General features: G+C 71.3%; 12 protein-coding genes. 9 read left to right on the top strand and 3 right to left on the bottom strand.

The window, feature by feature from the left end; genetic code table 11:
- Positions 1-197: 197 nt before the first annotated feature.
- The 4 genes from J7E96_RS17845 (at position 198) to J7E96_RS17830 (ending at position 4874) form a co-directional block, all read left to right on the top strand.
- Entirely contained in the window at positions 198-1412 is a 1215-nt protein-coding gene (locus J7E96_RS17845) for a DUF5685 family protein (RefSeq protein ID WP_215132614.1), read from the top strand.
- A gap of 66 nt (positions 1413-1478) precedes the next feature.
- Positions 1479-2279: a DUF1684 domain-containing protein gene (locus J7E96_RS17840; RefSeq protein ID WP_215132613.1), complete on the top strand. Its 801-nt coding sequence runs from the start codon at positions 1479-1481 to the stop codon at positions 2277-2279.
- Positions 2280-2512: 233 nt separating this feature from the next.
- Positions 2513-3415, top strand: coding sequence for a S1 family peptidase (locus tag J7E96_RS17835; RefSeq protein ID WP_215132612.1), 903 nt, complete (start codon positions 2513-2515; stop codon positions 3413-3415).
- 376 nt (positions 3416-3791) lie between these two features.
- Positions 3792-4874, top strand: a complete 1083-nt coding sequence (locus J7E96_RS17830) for a S1 family peptidase (protein WP_215132611.1) — start codon at positions 3792-3794, stop codon at positions 4872-4874.
- 136 nt (positions 4875-5010) lie between these two features.
- Here J7E96_RS17830 and J7E96_RS17825 read toward each other — a convergent pair whose 3' ends face one another.
- Entirely contained in the window at positions 5011-6051 is a 1041-nt protein-coding gene (locus J7E96_RS17825) for a DUF3533 domain-containing protein (protein WP_215132610.1), read from the bottom strand.
- 151 nt (positions 6052-6202) lie between these two features.
- On the opposite strand from J7E96_RS17825, the gene J7E96_RS17820 reads away from it, so the two are divergent.
- From J7E96_RS17820 to J7E96_RS17810, 3 genes are all read left to right on the top strand, one after another.
- Positions 6203-9706 (top strand): DNA polymerase III subunit alpha, encoded by a 3504-nt coding sequence (locus tag J7E96_RS17820; RefSeq protein ID WP_215132609.1) that lies wholly within the window; start codon positions 6203-6205, stop codon positions 9704-9706.
- Positions 9703-10719: a helix-hairpin-helix domain-containing protein gene (locus tag J7E96_RS17815; protein ID WP_215132608.1), complete on the top strand. Its 1017-nt coding sequence runs from the start codon at positions 9703-9705 to the stop codon at positions 10717-10719. Before J7E96_RS17820 ends, J7E96_RS17815 begins: the two co-directional genes overlap by 4 nt.
- Before the next feature lie 146 nt (positions 10720-10865).
- On the top strand, positions 10866-11723 hold the full coding sequence (locus tag J7E96_RS17810; RefSeq protein WP_215132607.1) for a triacylglycerol lipase: 858 nt from the start codon (positions 10866-10868) through the stop codon (positions 11721-11723).
- Between the two features lie 117 nt (positions 11724-11840).
- Here J7E96_RS17810 and J7E96_RS17805 read toward each other — a convergent pair whose 3' ends face one another.
- Both J7E96_RS17805 and J7E96_RS17800 read right to left on the bottom strand, forming a co-directional pair.
- Complete coding sequence (locus J7E96_RS17805; RefSeq protein ID WP_215132606.1) at positions 11841-12875, bottom strand: lytic polysaccharide monooxygenase; 1035 nt, start codon at positions 12873-12875, stop codon at positions 11841-11843.
- 252 nt (positions 12876-13127) lie between these two features.
- Positions 13128-13823 carry a response regulator gene (locus tag J7E96_RS17800; protein ID WP_215132605.1) on the bottom strand — a complete coding sequence of 232 codons (696 nt, stop codon included), beginning with the start codon at positions 13821-13823 and terminating at the stop codon, positions 13128-13130.
- Between the two features lie 142 nt (positions 13824-13965).
- On the opposite strand from J7E96_RS17800, the gene J7E96_RS17795 reads away from it, so the two are divergent.
- Positions 13966-14949, top strand: a complete 984-nt coding sequence (locus J7E96_RS17795) for a tripartite tricarboxylate transporter substrate binding protein (RefSeq protein ID WP_215132672.1) — start codon at positions 13966-13968, stop codon at positions 14947-14949.
- A complete protein-coding gene (locus tag J7E96_RS17790) occupies positions 14946-15473 on the top strand; it encodes a tripartite tricarboxylate transporter TctB family protein (protein ID WP_215132604.1) in 528 nt (175 codons plus the stop codon). The genes J7E96_RS17795 and J7E96_RS17790 overlap by 4 nt, the downstream gene beginning before the upstream one ends.
- Positions 15474-15475: the final 2 nt, after the last annotated feature.

Raw genomic sequence — 15475 nt, 5'->3', positions numbered from 1 at the left:
AGGGGATTCGTGACGGTACTGGTGCAGAACTTGTGGCGGTTCGTCAAGGTCCCTGCTGTGTCAGGCTGCTGACAGAGTGAAAAATACGACCGTCGGGCCACATGGGTGACGAGGGGGACGGACGGGTGAACGCGGGACGCTGAAACGGCCTCGATACGATGCGGGCCGCACCGTCTCACGCCTCCTGGGGGAGCGCCTTGTTCGGAATAGTCAGGCCCTGCGGTCACCGGCTCTCGGCGGGGCTCAGGACGGAGTGGATGGCCCATCTGTGCGGGCTCTGCCTGGCACTTCGCGGTGACCACGGGCAGCTCGCGAGGGTCGTGACGAACTACGACGGCCTGATCGTTTCGGTTCTGACGGAGGCTCAGTCCGAGCGCGTCACGGGATGGCGGCGTGCGGCGGGGCCCTGTCCACTGCGCGCGATGCGTACCGCGCCCGTGGCCCGGGGCGAGGGGGCCAGGCTGGCCGCGGCCGTCTCGCTCGTCCTGGCCTCGGCGAAGATACGGGACCACGTCGCCGACCGGGACGGGGTGTTGGCCCGCAGACCGGTGGCCGCGGCCGCGCGGCGGCTCGCCGCCGGGTGGGACAGGGCGGGCGCGCGGACGGGCGCGTCGCTGGGCTTCGACACCGCGCTGCTGGTCGACGCCGTGGACCGGCAGGCCGGGATCGAGGCGCTGGCGGGGCTGGGCACGTCCGTCCTCACGGTCACCGAGCCGGCCGAGACGGCGACCGCCGCTGCCTTCGCGCACACCGCCGTACTCGCGGGCAGGCCGCAGAACGCGGCGCCGCTCGCGGAGGCGGGCCGGCTCTTCGGGCGGCTCGCGCATCTGCTGGATGCCGTGGAAGACCTGGAAGCTGACGCGGCGTCGGGTGCGTGGAACCCGCTGACCGCGACGGGCACCGGCCTGGCGGAGGCGCGCCGGCTGTGCGACGACGCGGTGCGTGGGGTGCGGCTGGCGCTGCGGGACGCGGAATTCACGAATGGCGAGCTGGCGCACGTACTGCTGGCGCACGAGCTGGGGCGGTCGGTGGACCGGGTGTTCGGCGGGACGTGCGCCCACCAGCCGGGGCCCTACGGCCCGCCCGGTCCGTACAACCCGAGTCCGTACGGCCCGAATCCCCACGCCCCGAATCCGTACGCCCCGGGTCCGGGTGGACCGGGTCCCCATGGCCCGCCTCCTCCGGAGCCGCCGCGGCGTGACCGGCGCGGCGCTCTCGTCGGCTGCGCCGTGTGGCTCGGCCTCGCCTGTACGTGCCAGATGTGCTGCGGCACCTATCAGGACCCGTGGTCCCGCGAGAACCGCCAGGCGCCCTTCCAGAGCTGTGGGGACTGCTGCGGATGCTGCGGGGAGTGCGGGAGCTGCGGTGAAGGCTGCTGCGGGTGCTGTGAGTGCTGCGGCTGCGACTGCTGAAGCCGACGCCGCGTGAGCACCTTGGGCTTCCCGTGCCCGTAGCGCCCGTGTGGAAAGGTTGCGCGCATGAGCACAGATCCTCAGCAGGACTGGCAGCACTGGCACGAGCAGCGCACCGAGACGGTCCTGGCGCCGTACGGTCCGCTCTCGCTCACCGGCACCCACTGGCTCTCCGACTACCCGGAAGGTCGAATTCCGGAGGTGCCGGGCCAGTGGACGGCCGACGGTGACGAGGTGGTTCTGGCCGCCTCGCCCGAGGACCGGATCACTGTCGACGGGGAGCCGCTGACCGGCGAGGCCGGGCTGAGCGCGGACACCGGGCCCATCCCGGAGTCCCGCGTCGAGGCCGCCGGGCGGCGGCTGGTCGTGCTGCGCCGGGAAGGACTGTGGGCGGTCCGGGTCTTCGACCCCGAGTCGCCGGCGCGGCGTGCTTTCGCGGGAATGGAAGTGACGCCGTACGACCCGGAATGGGTGCTGGCGGGCCGCTTCCGTCCGTACGGCGAAGGGCGCACCACCATCCAGGTCGAGAACGCGGACGGGCGCGAGCGCGGGCTCGGCCTCGCCGGGGAGATCGCGTTCGACATCGACGGCGCCGAGCACACGCTCCAGGTCGCTGTCGAGGACGACGGCTCCCTCTGGGCGGTTTTCTCCGACGCGACCAGCCCGGACAGTACGTACCGCTTCCGCTTCCTGCGGCCGCCCGCGCCGGCGGCCGACGGCACGGTGGCCGTCGACTTCAACCGGGCCCTGCTGCCGCCGTGCGCCTTCGCCGACCACTTCATCTGCCCGTTCCCGCCGCCGGGCAACACCCTTTCGGTTCCCGTTCCGGCGGGGGAGCGGCGGCTGTCGCCGGCGGGCGGCCGCTGACCCGTCGGAACTGGAACCGGCCCGGCCCGTCCCGGCTGTCGCGTCCGGGACCGTCGGCCGAAAGGCGCCCTTGCGCGGGCAGTTGGCGCCACGAATACTCCCGAGGAGCGCTTGTCAGGGGCACGACCTGTCCGGAATCCGGACCGTGACCGGTCCGGTTCACTGACTGCGCCTCACGGGCCCGTCTCACCCCACGAGTGGGCCCCCTAACTTCCCCTTGGGAGGAACGAAACGTGAGGATCAAGCGCACCACCCCCCGCAGCGGCACAGCGAGACGATCCCGCCTCATAGCCATCACGGCAGGACTCGTCGCCGCGGCCGCACTCACCGTACCGAGCGCCAGTGCCGACACGGCCAGTACGTACAGCGCCAACCAGCTCACCTCCGCGAGTGACGCGGTCCTCGAGGCCGATGTCCCCGGCACCGCCTGGCACATCGACAAGGCGACGAACGCGCTGGTCGTCACGGCCGACAGCACCGTCTCCGCCGCCGAGATCGCCAAGATCAAGCGCGAAGCCGGGACGAACGCAGGCGCCATCCGCGTCGAGCGCACCCCCGGCAAGTTCTCCAAGCTTCTCGCCGGCGGCGACGCGATCTACGCCACCAGCTGGCGCTGCTCGGCGGGCTTCAACGTCCGCAACAGCGCGGGTACGTACTTCTTCGTGACCGCCGGCCACTGCACCGACGGCAACCCGCCCTGGTACACCAACTCCTCCCGCACCACGAGCATCGGCCCCACGGCCGGATCCAGCTTCCCGGGCAACGACTACGGCCTGGTGCGGTACGCCAACACCTCGCTCGCGCACCCCGGCACCGTCGGCAACCAGGACATCACCAGCGCGGCCAACGCCACCGTCGGCATGTCCGTCACCCGTCGCGGCTCGACCACCGGCACCCACAGCGGTTCCGTCACCGGCCTCAACGCCACGGTGAACTACGGCGGCGGCGACATCGTCTACGGCATGATCCGCACCAACGTCTGCGCCGAGCCCGGCGACAGCGGCGGCCCGCTCTACTCCGGCACCCGCGCCATCGGTCTGACCTCGGGCGGCAGCGGCAACTGCTCCTCCGGCGGTACGACCTTCTTCCAGCCGGTCACCGAAGCGCTGAGCGCGTACGGCGTCAGCGTCTACTGAGTCCGAAGACTGCGGCCAGCAGCAGGTGAGTCCCCGTCCGGACGACCGGACGGGGACTCACCGTTGTGTGGCCATCCCCAGAGTTCCTCCAACCGGCCGCCTCGCAGCGGATGTTGACGGAATCCGGTCCGCGAGGGGCGAGTACCGGACAGGACTAGTCCTCACCCGCTGCTGTCCGGGTGGTCGCAGGCGGTGTTCGCGAACGTGACGCGTGCAGGCGGTGACCGGCTTGTAAAGACCCGGGGAGCGCATAGAGGTTGTCGTGTGCGCGTCCTGAAGTCGACCTTGTGTGCTACCGATCATCATCGGAATAGTGGGCGTACTCCGGACCTGCCCCCCACCTCGCGGGTCCGAACCCCCCACAGGAGGTCATTACGTGAAGCACCGACGCATACCCAAGCGGCGTGTGGCAATTGCCGGAGCCGGCATCGCGGCCTTGGTAGCAGCGGGAGTTACCCTCCAGACTGCGAACGCCAGCGAGGAAACCCCTCAGTACACCGTCAAGACGCTGTCGGCCACGGGGGCAGGGAAGCTTGCCTCGGACCTCAACTCGGTCCTGGGCGGTGACGCTGCCGGGGCGTACTACGACAGCGAGTCCAAGGCGCTCGTGGTCAATGTCGTGGACGAGGCGGCGGCCCAGGGCGTACGGAAGGCGGGCGGCAAGGCCAGAATCGTAGAGAACTCGCTGGCGGAACTGACGGCCGTACGGAGCACCCTGACCGACAAGGCCACCATCCCCGGCACCGCGTGGGCCACCGACCCGGTGACGAACAAGGTCGTCGTGACGGCCGACCGTACGGTCAAGGGCGCCGCGTGGGCGAAGCTGGAGAAGGTCGTCGGGGCGATGGGCGGGAAGGCCGAACTGAAGAAGTCGGCCGGGGAGTTCAAGCCGCTGATCGCCGGTGGCGACGCGATTCTCAATGGCGGCGGGCGGTGTTCGCTCGGCTTCAACGTCGTCAAGGACGGCGCCCCGCACTTCATCACGGCGGGTCACTGCGGGCAGGCCGGCAGCCAGTGGACAGACTCCACGGGTGGCTCGCTCGGCACGATGGCCGCGTCCACCTTCCCCGGCAACGACTTCGCGCTCGTGAAGTACGACGACGGGGTCGAGCACCCGAGCGAGGTCAACCTCTACAACGGCAGTACGCAGCCGATCACCCAGGCGGCCGAGGCGACCGTCGGCATGGCGGTGACGCGCAGCGGGTCCACCACGCAGGTGAGCGACGGTGAGGTCACCGCGCTCGACGCGACCGTCAACTACGGCAACGGCGACATCGTGAACGGGCTCATCCAGACCACGGTCTGCGCCGAGCCCGGTGACAGTGGCGGCTCGCTCTTCGCGGGCGACGCGGCGATCGGACTCACGTCGGGCGGCAGTGGCGACTGCACGTCGGGCGGCGAGACGTTCTTCCAGCCGGTGCCGGCGGCGCTGGCCGCGCTGGGCGCGGAAATCGGCTGACCTTCTGGGGCCCTGGCCCCTGGTCCTGGCCCGGTCGGCTGACCGGCGGCCCCGTCCGGTGCGCGTGCGTGCGCACCGGACGGGGCCTTTCGCGGCTGCACCGCATCCTTCGGGGCTCCGCCCCGCACCCCGGTCCTCAAACGCCGGACGGGCTGGATTCGGCCGGGTGGGAGTCGGACGTGTCCGGTGTGCGGCGCAGGGATGCCATGGCCAGGGTGATGGCCGCGCCCGCGACTGCCCAGGCGGCGAGTACCAGGAGTGGTCCGGTGATCGCATTGCCCTTGAAGTACGCGATCGAGCGGGCCACCCATGTGCCCGCGCCCGGCGGCAGGGCCGGGCCGATCGCCTCCCAGAAGGGCGGCAGCATCGGCAGCGGAAACGCGCCGCCCGCGCTCGGGTTGCCCGCGATCACCACCAGCAGCACCGCCAGGCCGATGCCCACGATGCCGGTGAGCGCCTGGAGCGCGAGTGTGATCGCGCCGACCGCGAAGACCACCAGCGCCCCCAGGCCCCACAGCGCCATGACGCTGCCCGGCAGGGCGCCGAGAATCGGGCCGACGATGATCGCGCCGCCGATCCCGCCCGCGATCGAGTACAGCGCCATCACGCCGAGCCTGATCACGGCGCGCTGCCTGTTCGCGGGCCGGGAGCCTGCGCTGATCGCCAGGATCGAGGCACAGAGGTAGCCGCCTACGCACCACCCCACCACCAGGTAGAAGGCGGAGAGGCCGTCGAAGTCCGCGGGGGACGCCGGGGCCACGTCGACGGTGCGTACCTCCCGCTGCTGGGACGCCTCGACCCTTGTGGTGAGCGTGGTCAGGGCCGACGACAGCACCGTGCCTCCGCCGGAGGCGACCAGCAGGGTGTCGGTCTTCGAGGCCGGGTCGACGATCAGGGCGCCGTCGATGTCCCGGTTCAAGATCTGCCGCCGGGCCGTCGCCTCGTCCGGGAGCGCGCGGGGGTCCAGCGGCTCGCCGGGCAGGCTCCGGAGCTGCTCGACGAGCCGCGCGGCGGACTGCCCGGGCGCGACGACGGCGAAGGGAACGTCCCTCGGCTTCGGATTGTGCAGCGCTCCCACATAGGACGCGATGAACAACAGCTGCAACGCCAGTACGCCGATGACGAGCAGCGCGGCCCGTGGCGTGACGGCGTTCTTCACCTCGTCCACGAAAGTCATGCCCCCACGCTCCGTGGCCCACGGCGTTTGCGCAGGTGGGGCCGGGCCGAATGGCTGAGGCCACGGGTATCGCACGCACGTTCGAAACTTGGTCTATGGTGGAGATGGGGGAGGTGAGAGCAGGATTGATTCAGGGGACTCAGGAGGTGCGATGCCCGCGTTCACGCATCTGCACACCGTTTCGGGGTTCTCTCTGCGTTACGGCGCCTCTCACCCCGAGCGGCTGGCCGAGCGTGCCGCCGAGCACGGCATGGACGCCCTCGCCCTCACCGACCGGGACACCGTCGCCGGTACGGTCCGCTTCGCCAAGGCCTGCGCCAAGGCGGGCGTACGACCGCTCTTCGGCGCGGAGCTGGCGCTGACGCCGGGCGAGCGTACCCGCGAAGAAGGCCGCGCAGAAGGGCGTACGCAGCGGCAGCGCACGCCGGTGCGCGGCGGAGCGTTCGTCGACGAGTCCGCACCCCGTGCCACCTTCCTCGCCCGCGACGGCGCCGTTGGATGGGCCGATCTCTGCCGGCTCATCAGCGCCGCCCACGAGGGCGGCGGACGTAACCCCGTCCTCGACTGGGAGCGGAATCACGGCGACGGACTCACCGTCCTGCTCGGCCCCGGCTCCGACGTAGGCCGGGCACTGGCCGCCGGCCGCCCCGACCGCGCCGCCACTCTCCTCGCGCCCTGGCGTGAGATCTACGGCGACGCCCTGCGCCTCGAAGTCGTCCATCACGGGCTTACGGGCACAGGTCCCGGCTCGCTGCGGCTCGCCGCCCGCACCCTCGGCCTCGCCGCCGAACAGGGTGTCCCGCCCGTGCTTACCAATGCCGTGCGGTACGCCGATCCCGGGCTCGGGCCGGTCGCCGACGTACTCGACGCCGCCCGCAGGCTCGTACCCATCGACCCGCGCGGGCCCCTCGACAGCGGTGAGCGTTCACTCAAGAGTGCGGACGAGATGGCGCGGATCGCCGAGCTGGTCGCGGAGGCCGCCGGGTTCCGGCAGGGAGCCGCTCACCGGCTGCTCGCCCTGACCGAGGAGACCGCCGCCGCCTGCCGCGTCGACCCCGAGGACGACCTCGGGCTCGGCACCGTCCACTTCCCCGAGCCGCACCTCGTCGGCGCCGGCCGCCGCACCGCGCAGCGCGTACTGGAGTCACGGGCCGCGGCGGGCATGGTGCTGCGCGGATACGACCGCGGGCCGCGCGCCCGCGAGTACTGGCAGCGGATGCACCACGAGCTCGACATCATCGCCCACCACGGATTCGCCTCCTACTTCCTGACCGTCGCCGGGGTCGTCGACGACGTGAAGAGGATGGGGATCCGGGTTGCCGCGCGCGGGTCCGGCGCGGGCTCCCTCGTCAACCACCTCATCGGGATCGCCCACGCCGACCCCGTCGAGCACCACCTCCTGATGGAACGCTTCCTCTCCAAACGGCGGTCCGTACTGCCCGACATCGACATCGACGTCGAGTCCGCCCGCCGCCTGGAGGTCTACCGCGCGATCATCGGCCGCTTCGGCGCCGAGCGGGTCGCTACCGTCGCCATGCCCGAGACGTACCGGGTGCGTCATGCCGTACGGGACGTGGGCGCCGCACTGTCCATGGACCCGGCCGAGGTGGACCGTATCGCCAAGGCGTTCCCCCACATCCGGGCGCGCGACGCCCGCGCCGCGATGGAGGAGCTGCCGGAGCTGCGCGAGGTGGCTGCCGAGCAGAGCCGGCACGGGCGGATGTGGGAGCTCGTCGAGGCGCTCGACGCGCTGCCGCGCGGAATCGCCATGCACCCGTGCGGCGTGCTGCTCTCCGACGCCTCGCTTTTGCGGCGTACGCCCGTCATGCCCACCAGCGGCGAGGGCTTCCCCATGTCCCAGTTCGACAAGGACGACGTGGAGGAGCTCGGGCTGCTCAAGCTCGACGTGCTGGGCGTACGGATGCAGTCGGCCATGGCACACGCCGTCGCGGAGCTGCGACGCGCGGCGGACGTGACGCTCGACCTCGACGACCCGAAGCAGGTGCCGCAGGGCGACCCGGCGACGTACGACCTGATCCGCTCCACCGAGACGCTCGGCTGCTTCCAGATCGAGTCGCCGGGCCAGCGTGATCTGGTCGGCAGGCTCCAGCCCGCGACTTTCGGCGATCTGGTCGTCGACATCTCGCTCTTCAGGCCGGGGCCCGTCGCCGCCGACATGGTGCGGCCCTTCATCGAGGCCAGGCACGGCCGCGCGCCCGCCCGCTACCCGCACCCGGACCTGGAGGACGCGCTGCGCGAGACGTACGGCGTGGTGGTCTTCCACGAGCAGATCATCGAGATTCTGCGGATCATGACCGGCTGCGACCGGGGCGAGGCGGACCAGATGCGGCGGGGACTGTCCGATCCCGACGCGCAGGGGCAGATCCGGGCGTGGTTCGCGGAGCGGACGCGGCAGCGCGGGTACACGCCCGAAGTGACCGCCCGTACCTGGGAGATCGTCGAGGCGTTCGGCTCGTACGGCTTCTGCAAGGCGCACGCGGTGGCCTTCGCCGTGCCGACGTATCAGTCGGCGTGGCTCAAGGCGCACCACCCCGCCGCTTTTTACGCCGGACTGCTCACGCACGACCCCGGCATGTACCCGAAGCGGCTGCTCCTCGCGGACGCGCGGCGGCGCGGAGTGCCGGTGCTGCCGCTGGACGTGAACCGGTCCGCGGCCGCCCATCGGATCGAACTGGTGTCTGGCGGAAAGGGAATGAAGGGTACTAAAGGGTCCGAGGGGATGTGGGGGATACGGCTCGGGCTCGCGGACGTCTACGGCATCAGTGAGGCCGAGACCGCGCGGATCGTGGCGGGGCAGCCGTACTCCTCACTGCTCGACCTGTGGCAGCGGGCCCACCCGAGCCGGCCGCTCGCCGAACGGCTCGCGCAGGTGGGCGCGCTGGACTCGTTCGGCGCCAACCGCCGCGACCTGCTGCTCCACCTGTCCGAACTCCGCGCGGGACAGCGGACCTCCGGGGCGACCGGCGGACAGCTCTCCTTCGGCGAGGGGCAGAAGGCCGCGTCGGCCGGGCTTCCCGACCTCAGCGACGCGGAACGCCTCAGCGCCGAGCTCGGCGTACTCGGCATGGACGCCTCCCGCCACCTGATGACGGACCACTACACCTTCCTCAAGGAGCTGGGCGCGACCTCCGCCAAGCGGCTGCGGATGGCCGAACACGGGCAGACCGTCCTGGTCGCGGGCGCCAAGGCCGCCACCCAGACACCTCCGGTCCGCTCGGGGCGACGGGTCATCTTCACGACCCTCGACGACGGTACGGGCCTGGTCGACCTCGCCTTCTTCGACGACAGCCACGCCGCCTGCGCGCACACCGTCTTCCACTCCTGGCTGCTGCTGGTGCGCGGAGTGGTGCAGCGGCGCGGACCGCGCAGCCTCAGCGTGGTCGGCTCGGCGGCCTGGAACCTGGCGGAGCTGGCGGAGTTGCGGCGTACGGGCGGACTCGACGCGGTCGCGGCGCGGCTGGCGGCGCCTGCCGAGCCGGTGGAGGAGGCGCCGGGGACGGGCGAGGGCGACGGGCGCCGCATCCACCTCCCCACCGGCTATGAGATGAACCCCTGGGCCGACCTCCAGCCCGCGGGCGAAGGCGTACCGACCGGCCGCAAGCTGTGGCATTCGAGCCCGGGGAGCGCGGGATGATCCTTTACGTACGCTTCCATGCCGCGGGGGCCGAGCTGTCCGAGGCCGCGCTCCCCACCCTGCTCGGGCTGATCGAGGACATCGCCCCCACCGTCCAGGCGCTGCCGCCCGACGGCGCGCTCGTCGATGTCCGGGGCGCCGAGCGGTACTTCGGGCGGGACGCTGCCGGGCTCGCCGCGCTGCTGCGGGTGCGCGCGCTCGCGCACTGCGGCGTCGACTGCACGATCGGCGTGGGCGCCAACCCTCTGCTGGCCAGGACCGCCGCGCGGGACGCGCCGCCGGGGAGGACCCTGGCCGTACCCGGCGACCCGGAAGCCGTCGCCGCGTACCTCGGCTGCAAACCGGTCGCCTCCCTGTACGGAGTCGGGCCCGCGACGGCCCGTGCCCTCTGCTCGTACGGTCTCGACACCGTCGGCAAGGTCGCCGCCGCACCGCTCGCCACCCTCCAGCGGATCGTCGGCGTACGGGCGGGGCGCGAACTCCAGGAGAGGGCGCGCGGCATCGACCGTACGCCGGTCGTCCCCAACGCGGCCTCCCGCTCACTCGCCTCCGAACGGCGCTTCGACCGCGACGAGCTGGACCCGGTCCGCCACCGCCGCGCGCTGCTCTCCCTCTCGGAGGAGGTGGGGGTCAGGCTGCGCGGCGAGGGGCAGGTGTGCCGTTCGCTGGCGCTGACCGTGCGGTACGCCGACCGTTCCACCACCACCCGCACCCGGGCCATGGCGGAGCCGACGGCCCACTCGGCCGCGCTCACCGCCACCGCGTACGGGATCTACGCATCGCTCGGCCTGCAACGGGCCAGGGTGCGCGCCATCGCGCTGCGCGCGGAAGGGCTGACCCCGGCGGAACAGGCCGCGCACCAGCTCACCTTCGACCCGGCGGACGACAAGGCGCGCCGGATCGAGGCGGTGGCGGACCGGGCGCGGGCGAAGTTCGGCCCGGGGGCGGTCGTGCCCGGATCGCTGTCCGACCGGCGCTTATCGCTGGCTCAACCAGCAGCCACGACCCACTAATTGACTCTCCGTCAATTTTTACCGACGCGTCACTTCACTCTTCGACTACTGGCGCGTAATTTGGCGTGAGCACGCCATCTTTGTGATCCGGGTCACAGGGCGCACCCCCCATCGCAACTCCCCTTGAGCCGCGAGGAGATCACCCGATGCTGCCCTGGAAACGCGCACTCAGACCTGCCGCCGCCCTGCTCCTGGCCATCGCGGCCACCCTCACCCCCGCCGCGAGCGCCGCTGCTTCCGCGCCCACCAGCGGGTGGAACGACTACTCCTGCAAGCCGTCCGCCGCCCACCCCCGGCCGGTCGTCCTCGTCCACGGCACCTTCGGGAACTCCGTCGACAACTGGCTCGGCCTCGCCCCGTACCTGGTCGGGCGCGGCTACTGCGTCTTCTCCCTCGACTACGGGCAGCTCCCCGGCGTGCCGTTCTTCCACGGCCTGGGCCCGATCGACAAGTCGGCGGTCCAGCTCGACACCTTCGTCGACAACGTGCTCGCCACCACCGGCGCCGCCGAGGCCGATCTCGTGGGCCACTCCCAGGGCGGCATGATGCCGCGCCACTACCTCAAGTTCCTCGGCGGAGCCGACGAGGTGAACGCCCTCATCGGCCTCGCGCCCGACAACCACGGAACCACCCTGCTCGGGCTCACCGAGCTCCTGCCCTACTTCCCTGGCGCCGGTGACCTGCTGACCGCCAAGACCCCGGGTCTTGCCGATCAGATCGCCGGGTCCCCTTTCCTCACCCGGCTCAACGAGGGCGGCGACACCGTTCCCGGCGTGCGCTACACGGTCATCGCGACCCGGTACGACCAGGTGGTCACCCCGTACCGCTCGCAGTTCCTGGACGGTCCGGGCGTACGGAACGTACTCCTCCAGGATCTGTGCCCCATTGATCTCTCCGAGCATGTGGCGACAGGCCTGATCGACCGGATCGCGTTCCACGAGGTGGCCAACGCCCTCGATCCGGGCCGGGCCACCCCGACGACGTGCGCGTCAGCCGCCGGCTGAACCGTGTCCGGTACGCCCGAGGAGTGCCGGCGTAACAACCGGTCGGCCGGAAATGGGCTGCCGCCCCCACCCGGGAAACGAGGTGGGGGCGGCAGCGGTCTCAGGGGCCGGCTCGGGTCAGCGGCGGGCGGCCTTGCGGCGGACCGAGCCGAACATCACCGCGGCACCGATCGCGAGCGCGCCGGCGCCGCCGATGGCGAGGTACCGGGTGCTGCCGCTGCCACCGGTGTCGGCCAGGTTCTCGCCGGCGGCGGCAGCGGTGACGGGCCGCGCGGCGTCGCTGTTGGCCTCCGGCGCGTTGGCGGCGGGCTCTTCGGCGGCCGCTTGGCCGTCGTCCTGCGCCGTCTCGTCGTCCTGGCCGGTGGCTGGGGCGGTCGCCTCGGCGCCGGTCTTGTTGTCGCTGTCGCCATGGCCGTTGTGCTCCACGGTCGACTCGCCGGCCCCGTCCGCGATCTCGTCCTCGGTGGGCGCCGACGCGACCGGAGCCGGAACGCTGCCCGAGCCGCCGGTGTCCTTGCCGAAGACCACGTCGGAGCAGGTGTAGAAGGCCTCCGGGCTGTCCGAGCGCTGCCAGACGCTGTAGACGAGGTGACGGCCCGTCTTGTTCGGGAGGGTGCCGTCGAAGACGTAGTCGCCGTTCTCCATCTTCGGGTCCGTGACGCCGGCGAAGGGCTTCGCTTCCAGGTCCGACCACTTCAGCGGCTTCGTCGGGTCGTAACCGTCCTTCGTGATGTACAGCTCGAACGAGCCCTTGTGCGGGGCGGTGCCCTTGTAGCGGAAGGTGTGCTTGCCGGCGGCGAGCTTCGACGACGGCCAGTCGGCGCGCGGCAGGTCCAGGCCCTTGTACTTGTCGTTGCCGGCGCTGCACAGCTTGCCGTCCGGGATCAGCTGCTTGTGGTTCCCGGCGGCGTTCGCGATGTTGACCGCGTTCCAGTCGTAGAACGCCTGCACACCACTGGCCGCGACCGCCGCCTTGCACGCCGCCGAGTCGGGGCTCTCCGGACCCTCCGCGAAACAGGCCGACACGCGGGAGACCGGGTCCGTCATCGAACCGTGGGCGGAAGCCGGAGCGGCGGACAGCGCGGTCAGGGCGAGCGGCGCGATGCCGAGGGCGGCGACGGAGGCTGCGGTACGACGGCGACGAGCGGTCATCGGGACGTTCTCCTTGCGATGGGGGAGCGTGTGGGGGTACGGGGCGGAGATCGAGTCCGGCGGCGCAGCCCCCCGAAACCAGCGGCACCGACGGACTGAACCCCGCCCCGGCGATCAGCACGCTAGCCCCAAGAACCGGCGAAAACCGCTGCTGAAGGCGGTGTACGGCGATCTTTATGCTGGCTTTAAGGCGAGACTAAGAAGGGCCTCAGGAAGACGAGGGGAGCGCAGAAGCCTCGGTGGGCGCGGCGCTCAGCCGACCCACCGGTAGCGGCGCTCCGGGCGCCCCGTCCCGCCGTACCGCAGCGTCACCTCGGCGCGGCCCGTATCCGCGAAGTACTCCAGGTAGCGGCGCGCGCTCACGCGGGACAGCGATCCGGACTCGGCGCACTCGGTGGCGGAAAGGCCCGCCGGGTGCCGGCGCAAGGTGCGCTCCACCAGCTCCGCCGTGTGCGCCGCGAGGCCCTTCGGGAGCTCGCGCGAGCCCGGCGGACGGGTGCCGAAGATCTGGTCGACGTCCGCCTGGCGCGCCTCGCCCTGCTCGGCGAGCTCGTCGAAGCGGGTGCGCATCGACGCCACATGCCGCAGCTGCTCCTGAAGAGCCGCCTGATTGAACGGCTTGATCAGATAGTGCAGGGCGCCCGCCCGCAGCGCCGCCCTGATGATCTCCGCATCGCGTGCCGCCGTGATGAACAGCGCGTCCACGGTGTGCCCGTCCTCGCCCCGCTCCTCCGCCGCACGCAGTTCGCGCAGCACGCTGATCCCGTCCATATCGGGCAGATACACGTCGAGCAGCACCAGATCGGGACGAAGCCGCTCCGCGGCGCGCAGCGCCTCGGCGCCACTGTGCGCCACCCCGACGACCGTGAAACCGTCCATCGCGGACACGCAGCGGCTGTGCAGCTTGGCGACCATGAAGTCGTCGTCCACCACCAGCACCTTGGTCACCGCGCCAGGCTAGGTCTCGACCACAACGACCACAACGTCCGTTGATTGCGGAAGGGAGACAGCTTGTTAACGCGCGGGCAACATGTGGGCCACTTCACAAGTTTTCGTGAATCCCCAGTTCAAACGACAGGTGGTGGCCCAGGTGCGCATGCGCACTCCCCTCGCCCTGCTCGGGGCGGCACTGCTGGTACTGGTGGGGCCGCCGCTGCTCACAACAGGCAGCGGCGCCGACACCGGCACGCAGATCCCCGGCCTGCGCTTCATGGTTCCCAATACGCCCGGCGGCGGTTACGACATCACGGCCCGTACGGCCGCGAAGAACGCTGAGGACGCCGGGCTCACCCACAACATCGAGGTCTTCAACCTGCCGGGCGCCGGCGGCACCGTCGGCCTCACCCGGCTCGTCGGCGAGCACGGCAACGGCAAGCTCGCCATGTCGATGGGCCTCGGCGTCGTCGGCGCCGTACACACCAACAAGTCGCCCAAGACCCTCGGTGACACGACCCCGATCGCCCGGCTCACCGAAGAGCAGGACATCGTCGTCGTCAGCAAGGACTCCCCGTACAAAACCATCGACGACCTCGTCGCCGCCTGGAGGAAGCAACCCGCCAAACTCCCCGTCGGCGGCGGCTCCTCACCCGGCGGGCCCGACCACCTCGCCCCGATGCTGATGGCGAAGGCCGCCGGCATCGAGCCGAAGTCCGTCAACTACATCCCCTTCGACGGCGGCGGCGAGCTGCTCGCCTCCATCCTCGGAAACAAGGTCGCCTTCGGCGTCTCGGGCGTCGGCGAATACCTCGACCAGATCAAGTCGGGCGAGCTGCGGCTCCTCGCCGTCACCGGGCCCCAGCGCGTGAAGGGCCTCGACGCCCCGACCCTGCGCGAGTCGGGCCTCGACACGGACTTCACCAACTGGCGCGGCATCGTCGCACCGCCCGGCCTCACCGACGCCGAGCGCGACAAGCTCGTCACGCTCGTCGAGAAACTGCACGACTCGCCCGAGTGGCGGGCGTCGATGAAGAAGAACGGCTGGGACGACGCGTTCCTGACCGGCGACAAATTCGGCGACTTCCTGGACGCGCAGGACAAGCGCGTGAACTCGGTGCTGAAGGAGCTGGGGCTGTGACCACCGAAACCGGAACCCCCGTCCCGGCGCCCCGCTCCTGGCTGCGCGAGTACTCCGAGATCGGCGTCAGCGTGCTGCTGTTGCTGCTCGGCGTTCTCGTCCTCACCGACGCCCTCACCATGGACGTCGACATCACCCAGCGCGGCCCCGTCGGCCCCAGGACCGTCCCGGTCGTCGTCGGAATCGCCCTGCTGCTCGTCGCCGTACTCCTCGCCGTCGACGTCCTGCGCGGCGGCCGGGGCGAGGCCGAGGGCGGCGAGGACATCGACCTGAGTGAGCCCAGCGACTGGCGTACGGTCCTGCTCCTCGCCGGAGTCTTCCTCGCCAACGCGGTCCTCATCGACCCGCTCGGCTTCCCCATCTCCGGGGCCCTGCTCTTCTGGGGATCGGCGTACGCGCTGGGCAGCCGCCACTACCACCGCGACCCGCTCATCGCCGCCGGCCTCTCCCTCCTCACCTTCTTCCTCTTCAACAACCTGCTCGGAGTCCCGCTCCCCGGTGGCCCCCTGATGGAGGTGCTCTGAGT

It is taken from the genome of Streptomyces sp. ISL-96 (assembly GCF_018614035.1).
Classification (GTDB): Bacteria; Actinomycetota; Actinomycetes; order Streptomycetales; family Streptomycetaceae; genus Streptomyces.
The sequence above is the reverse complement of the archived record's forward strand: the minus strand, read 5'-3'. Positions and strand labels throughout refer to the sequence as shown.

Coding starts and splice junctions, on each gene's coding strand:
- J7E96_RS17805 (WP_215132606.1), bottom strand. CDS start 12,875: ATGACCGCTCGTCGCCGTCGTACCGCAGCCTCCGTCGCCGCCCTCGGC.
- J7E96_RS17815 (WP_215132608.1), top strand. CDS start 9,703: ATGATCCTTTACGTACGCTTCCATGCCGCGGGGGCCGAGCTGTCCGAG.
- J7E96_RS17840 (WP_215132613.1), top strand. CDS start 1,479: ATGAGCACAGATCCTCAGCAGGACTGGCAGCACTGGCACGAGCAGCGC.
- J7E96_RS17810 (WP_215132607.1), top strand. CDS start 10,866: ATGCTGCCCTGGAAACGCGCACTCAGACCTGCCGCCGCCCTGCTCCTG.
- J7E96_RS17825 (WP_215132610.1), bottom strand. CDS start 6,051: ATGACTTTCGTGGACGAGGTGAAGAACGCCGTCACGCCACGGGCCGCG.
- J7E96_RS17820 (WP_215132609.1), top strand. CDS start 6,203: ATGCCCGCGTTCACGCATCTGCACACCGTTTCGGGGTTCTCTCTGCGT.